This window comes from Burkholderia sp. APQ4-4ca (genome assembly GCF_057837105.1).
On the sequence record NZ_JBYQCG010000168.1, the window covers coordinates 1 to 4,718 of the forward strand.

5 protein-coding genes are annotated in these 4,718 nt (G+C 58.8%); 4 read left to right on the forward strand and 1 reads right to left on the reverse strand.

From position 1 onward, the window contains the following. Positions 1 to 82: 82 nt before the first annotated feature. Positions 83 to 994, reverse strand: coding sequence for a LysR substrate-binding domain-containing protein (locus AC3IFE_RS19175; protein WP_489191581.1), 912 nt, complete (start codon positions 992 to 994; stop codon positions 83 to 85). A gap of 195 nt (positions 995 to 1,189) precedes the next feature. Here AC3IFE_RS19175 and AC3IFE_RS19180 point away from each other — a divergent pair, with 195 nt between their 5' ends. Genes AC3IFE_RS19180 through AC3IFE_RS19195 form a run of 4 tightly spaced genes read left to right on the forward strand, consistent with a single transcriptional unit; the run spans position 1,190 to position 4,382 of the window. Further along, entirely contained in the window at positions 1,190 to 1,600 is a 411-nt protein-coding gene (locus AC3IFE_RS19180; RefSeq protein WP_175976852.1) for a TIGR02594 family protein, read from the forward strand. Positions 1,601 to 1,626: 26 nt separating this feature from the next. After that, positions 1,627 to 1,950 (forward strand): DUF2345 domain-containing protein, encoded by a 324-nt coding sequence (locus AC3IFE_RS19185; protein ID WP_489191582.1) that lies wholly within the window; start codon positions 1,627 to 1,629, stop codon positions 1,948 to 1,950. Between the two features lie 15 nt (positions 1,951 to 1,965). Beyond that, on the forward strand, positions 1,966 to 2,592 hold the full coding sequence (locus tag AC3IFE_RS19190; protein WP_489191584.1) for a DUF3304 domain-containing protein: 627 nt from the start codon (positions 1,966 to 1,968) through the stop codon (positions 2,590 to 2,592). Next, positions 2,589 to 4,382 carry a T6SS phospholipase effector Tle1-like catalytic domain-containing protein gene (locus AC3IFE_RS19195; RefSeq protein WP_489191586.1) on the forward strand — a complete coding sequence of 598 codons (1,794 nt, stop codon included), beginning with the start codon at positions 2,589 to 2,591 and terminating at the stop codon, positions 4,380 to 4,382. The genes AC3IFE_RS19190 and AC3IFE_RS19195 overlap by 4 nt, the downstream gene beginning before the upstream one ends. The last annotated feature ends 336 nt before the right edge of the window (positions 4,383 to 4,718 follow it).

Consider the following 4,718-nt stretch of genomic DNA (forward strand, 5'->3'; position numbering starts at 1 on the left):
GCTAAGGAAAGCCGCATTTTTTTCTGAAACGAAAGATTCGCATGCCTGCATGCGCTGCACGCATGCGTCGCGCCCGGGGTAGTCAGGGCGCGGTCTGCTTCTCAGCCTGTTCGAACAGCCAGCGGGTGAACAGGCGGGCGGCCTGGTTCTGCGCGCGGTCGTTCGGCGAGATCACGTAATAGCCGCCGCCGTGGCTCGCGGACGCTTCCGTCACGCGCACGAGCAGGCCGGCTTCGATGCATGCGTCGATCATGTAGCGCCAGCCGAGCGACACGCCCTGGCCGAGAATCGTCATCTGCACGATCTGCGGATAGGAGTTGATCGTGATGTCTTGCGGCTGGGCCTTCTGCCGGTCGACGTCGTTCATGTCGAACCATTCGGACCACGACATCCATTGGCGCTGGCCGTCTTCGAGGCGCAGCAGTGTTTCGTTCGCGAGATCGGCCGGGTCGAGCGTGCGGCCGGCCAGATAGCCTGGCGCGCAGACGGGAAACACTTCTTCGACGAACAGCCGGCGTGCGGCGTATTCGGCCGGCGCCTGCTGGCGCACGTAGTAGACGCCGACGTCGAATTCCGCGGGCGACATCGACGCAAGGCCGTCGCGCACGATCAGGCGAAGCTTGATGGTCGGATACGTGGCGCGAAAGTTCGGTAGCCGCGGCGTGAGCCACAGCAGCGCGACGCCGGACGAGCACGCGATCGTGAGTTCGAGATCGCCGTACGGCTTCATCACGTCGTGCGTGGCTTGCGCGCATTGCGTGAGCAGATGGTGGACTTGTGCCGCGTATTGTTCGCCGGCGATCGTCAGCCGCAGCGAACGGTGTTCGCGCACGAACAGCGAGCGGCCGAGAAATTCCTCGAGCTGCTGGATCTGGCGGCTGATCGCGCTTTGGGTCAGATGCAGTTCGGCGGCGGCTTTCGTGAAACTCGCGTGCCGCACGGCGGCTTCGAACGCGATGAGGCACTGAAGAGGCGGCAGGGGCGTGATGCGCATGGGGGGCAGGGAGTCGAGAGCGCTGCCTCCATGATACGGGCGGGGTCGACGAAAATCCCGATCCGCGAAGGGCGCGGTGGATTCGCCGTATTCATTCGTGCGAAGATTGGGCGAAACAGCACCCGACACGTACCCGAGAACGACGTGACCCTATCAAACCCTGAGAGCAACGTGAAAGCCGTCCACCCACCCTGGATGCCCGTCGCGCTGGCCGAACTTGGCATCCGCCGCCACCCGCCGGGCAGCATCAACCCGCGCATCGTCGAGTACAACAACCAGACGAACCTGATCGGCTACGACGACAAGATTTCTTGGTGCTCGTCGTTCGTGAACTGGTGCATGGCGCATGCCGGATTCCGCGGCACCGGCTCGGCGCTCGCACGCTCGTGGCTCGAATGGGGCAAACCGCTGGAGCGCCCGGTCTACGGCTGCATCGCGATCTTGACGCGCGACGATCCGACGAGCTGGAAAGGGCACGTCGGTTTCTACCTGCGTCACGATGCCGAATATGTTCACCTGTTCGGCGGTAATCAACTGGAAGAAGTGCGCGAACTCGCGTATCCGTTGAACGAAGTGATCGGATACCGCTGGCCGTCCACCGAGTGAGCGTGCGGCTGGCGCAGACTGGCCCTATGCATCTTGTCTCGGCTGCGGGCGACATCGTATTGAACGCGCTGACGAAGTCAATTGTGGCGCGAGCACAGAAGCAGATCCTGCTGGAAAGTGAGGAGATTCTGCTGCGTGCTCACAAATTCCGCGTCGAGGTAAACGGCAGCTTCCTGAATATGGATGCGAGCGGGGTGGTGAGCGGAACAACAGGAAAATTTACCGCGTACGCAGCTTCTCATGATTTGCCAGGCCCGAAGGATCAGATGGTCGATTTATCTCCGAAGAAGATCTGTGTCGAATGCATGCTTAAGGCAGCTCGGGGCGGAGCGGCCCTGGTACCCCGTTAATCCGTAGACTTACCCATGATGACAGACCGACTTTCCCGTTTGGGGCGACGTGCGATCCAGGCCGTCGCCTTTGCTGCCATTTTTGGCCTTGGAGCATGCGATAAGCATCCCGGCGCTATGGCACAGCCGCTTGACCTGTCGAGCCTGCCGAAGCACTACGATACGCTGGGCGTGGGCGCCTCGACCCTCAACTACTCCCCTTGGTACATCCATAAGTGGGGATTTGAGGGGCCGGAGGGGGCGGGGGTAAGCGGCGGTGGCCCCAACGTACTACCCGCTGAAGCAGGCAACAAGCCGTCCGGCGGTGGCGGTGATATGTGCTGCAGCGACATCCCCACTGTATGGCAGCCGGACTTGAGGCTGACGGTGCGCTGGTTGGTTGACAAGAAGCAGGACGGAAAGACACCGGGGTACTGGTACAAGGCGGAAAACGTTCGGATCCCGAAATACGGAAAAATTATGGGCGGCCTATGGGCGGTCTTTTTGCCGGATGACCGGGTCCGTATCATGGTTGCCGACGGCCAGAAAGGTGACTTAAACGACCCAGGCATACGTCCTCCAGACACCGATCCGTACATCGCGCACGGGGTTTTGGATCAAGAGTGGAATCGGTTATACCGGAATGGAGGAGGCGCGAAATGAGCCTCAGATGGGCGGATCCGATGCCTCAGGGCGGGCGTATAGCGGGTAGTACCACGGCGTTGAGAAAAGGGCGCATGCTGGTGTGCGACGCTCTAATGTCTTGCCCTCAGACACTTCATATCACGCTGTTCTTTGACGGCACGAACAATAACGACGAACAGACAAATCCGTTCCGGGATTCGCTTGTTCACACACATTCCAATGTTGCGCGTCTGTATAACGCGGCACTGGACCGATCAGAAGAAGGGATATTTCGCTTCTATATTGCGGGTGTGGGTACACCGTTCAAGAGTATTGGTGAGCAGACGTACTCGACTTCCGGCAAGTCAATGGCATCCGGTTTTGGAAGTCGATGCGTGTGGGGCTACACGAGAGTACTGAATGCTATATATCGGGCTATTGCTACGGACAAGACGCGAAATCTGATTCCGGATAGCGACGTCCAAAGAGTTTGTACAGAAGTGGCCGATGGTCACAAACTCCCGCTGGTTGGCTACACGGATCGATTGGGTCTCGCTCACAAGCAGGCGATCGATGAGGGGAGATATCCGCAGACGATCAAGCAGATCTGGATCAACGTAATTGGTTTCTCGCGGGGGGCGGCATGCGCACGCGTATTCGTCAACAAGCTGATGAATGAATGGGCACGGGACGGGCGGATTGGATACCAGACTGGCAAATATGCTCTGAATTACAAGGTTAACTTCGTCGGTCTTTTCGATACAGTTGCCTCCGTTGGCCCTCCCGACTCGACTCGTGCGACCGTGGACTTTGGCACGTTTGATGGGCACTTCGCGTTCGCTAACGACGGTCGGCTCGATATTCCTAAGGATGTGCGATTCTGTTATCACGCGTTCTCGGTGCACGAGCAGCGCATGAGTTTTCCGCTTGATTCAATCCGTAACGGGGACAGCTACGGCGGCGGTATCCGTGACGAGGTAGCTTATCCGGGCGTCCATTCGGACGTGGGTGGCGGCTATGCGCCGTGCGAACAGGGTAAAGGAGGAACTGCGGCGAAAGCTGGGGACGACAGCTATAAGCTTAGCCAGATCCCGCTGCACGATATGTATCTTAAGGCCGCCTCGTATGGTGTGCCACTGATGGATAGCGATGCGATAAGTAAACGTGCCGATCTGGTCGCCGACTTTGCTCTCGACCAGTCGGTAATCGATGCATTTAACGCTTGGCGAAAGACCGTCGAAAATGTTAGCAGTGTGGAGGACGCTCTGAAGGTCGGATTGGGCCAGATGTTGGCGTGGCGTACGCTGCGCGCAGACATTGGTAATCCGCAGCGCTATGTTACGGGACAGTCGTTCTTCAAGCGCGCGCACGAAGACAAGATGACGCCGCACAAGGTACAGCAAGCGGTTTCAAAGGCGTCGGAAAACGATCCGACCATGAGTAAGCTCAGGTCGCAATCTCAGTTGCTCCAGGCGAACGCCCTGTCAATGGGAGCGGGATACGCGTCGTATATGAGCTCTCAAAAGGGACAGGCAACGGCGCTGAAGGAGGCCATGGACCGGCGCAACGAACAGCTATGTGGTGCAATTGCTCATCCCGGTGTCGCTAACCCCAAACCTGCCCGTCCGGGCGAGGGGCCGCTCGATGTTGCGACCAACGATCAGACCGACCTTCGGCAGGGCGCGGAGGAAATGCGGCTGCTTCTCGGCTACCTGTATCCAGACCAGTGCGAACGGTGGAAAGTGAAGCGCACGGATCATCGCCCAATAGTGACCCGCGGTGGTGATGTGATCAAGGTACCACCGACATTTGTCGTCGAACATGATTAGCCCGGGAGTGATTCCCCCTGCGTGACGCTTGCGTATAGCGGAATACTGCTCAACACGGTCTGGTCGACGCTCGTGCAGAATTATCGCGTCCAGGACGACGTTATGGCTGCGCCATTACCTGGCGTGGAATCATTCCTACGCCAACATACATCTCCCGACGCCGTGAACAAGTTACCCACAGGGGCCATCACTCTATTTGATGACTACGTACACGATAGCCGCTGCTGGTTCCGGGTGCCGTATTTTCACGAGTACGCGCCAGGAGGGTACGGTTTCCCACGAGTCGTGTTTGTTGGCGGAGATAAGCGCAAGGCATATCTCGGCCTTGCGTCAAAC

Coding starts and splice junctions, on each gene's coding strand:
- AC3IFE_RS19175 (WP_489191581.1), bottom strand. CDS start 994: ATGCGCATCACGCCCCTGCCGCCTCTTCAGTGCCTCATCGCGTTCGAA.
- AC3IFE_RS19180 (WP_175976852.1), top strand. CDS start 1,190: ATGCCCGTCGCGCTGGCCGAACTTGGCATCCGCCGCCACCCGCCGGGC.
- AC3IFE_RS19185 (WP_489191582.1), top strand. CDS start 1,627: ATGCATCTTGTCTCGGCTGCGGGCGACATCGTATTGAACGCGCTGACG.
- AC3IFE_RS19190 (WP_489191584.1), top strand. CDS start 1,966: ATGATGACAGACCGACTTTCCCGTTTGGGGCGACGTGCGATCCAGGCC.
- AC3IFE_RS19195 (WP_489191586.1), top strand. CDS start 2,589: ATGAGCCTCAGATGGGCGGATCCGATGCCTCAGGGCGGGCGTATAGCG.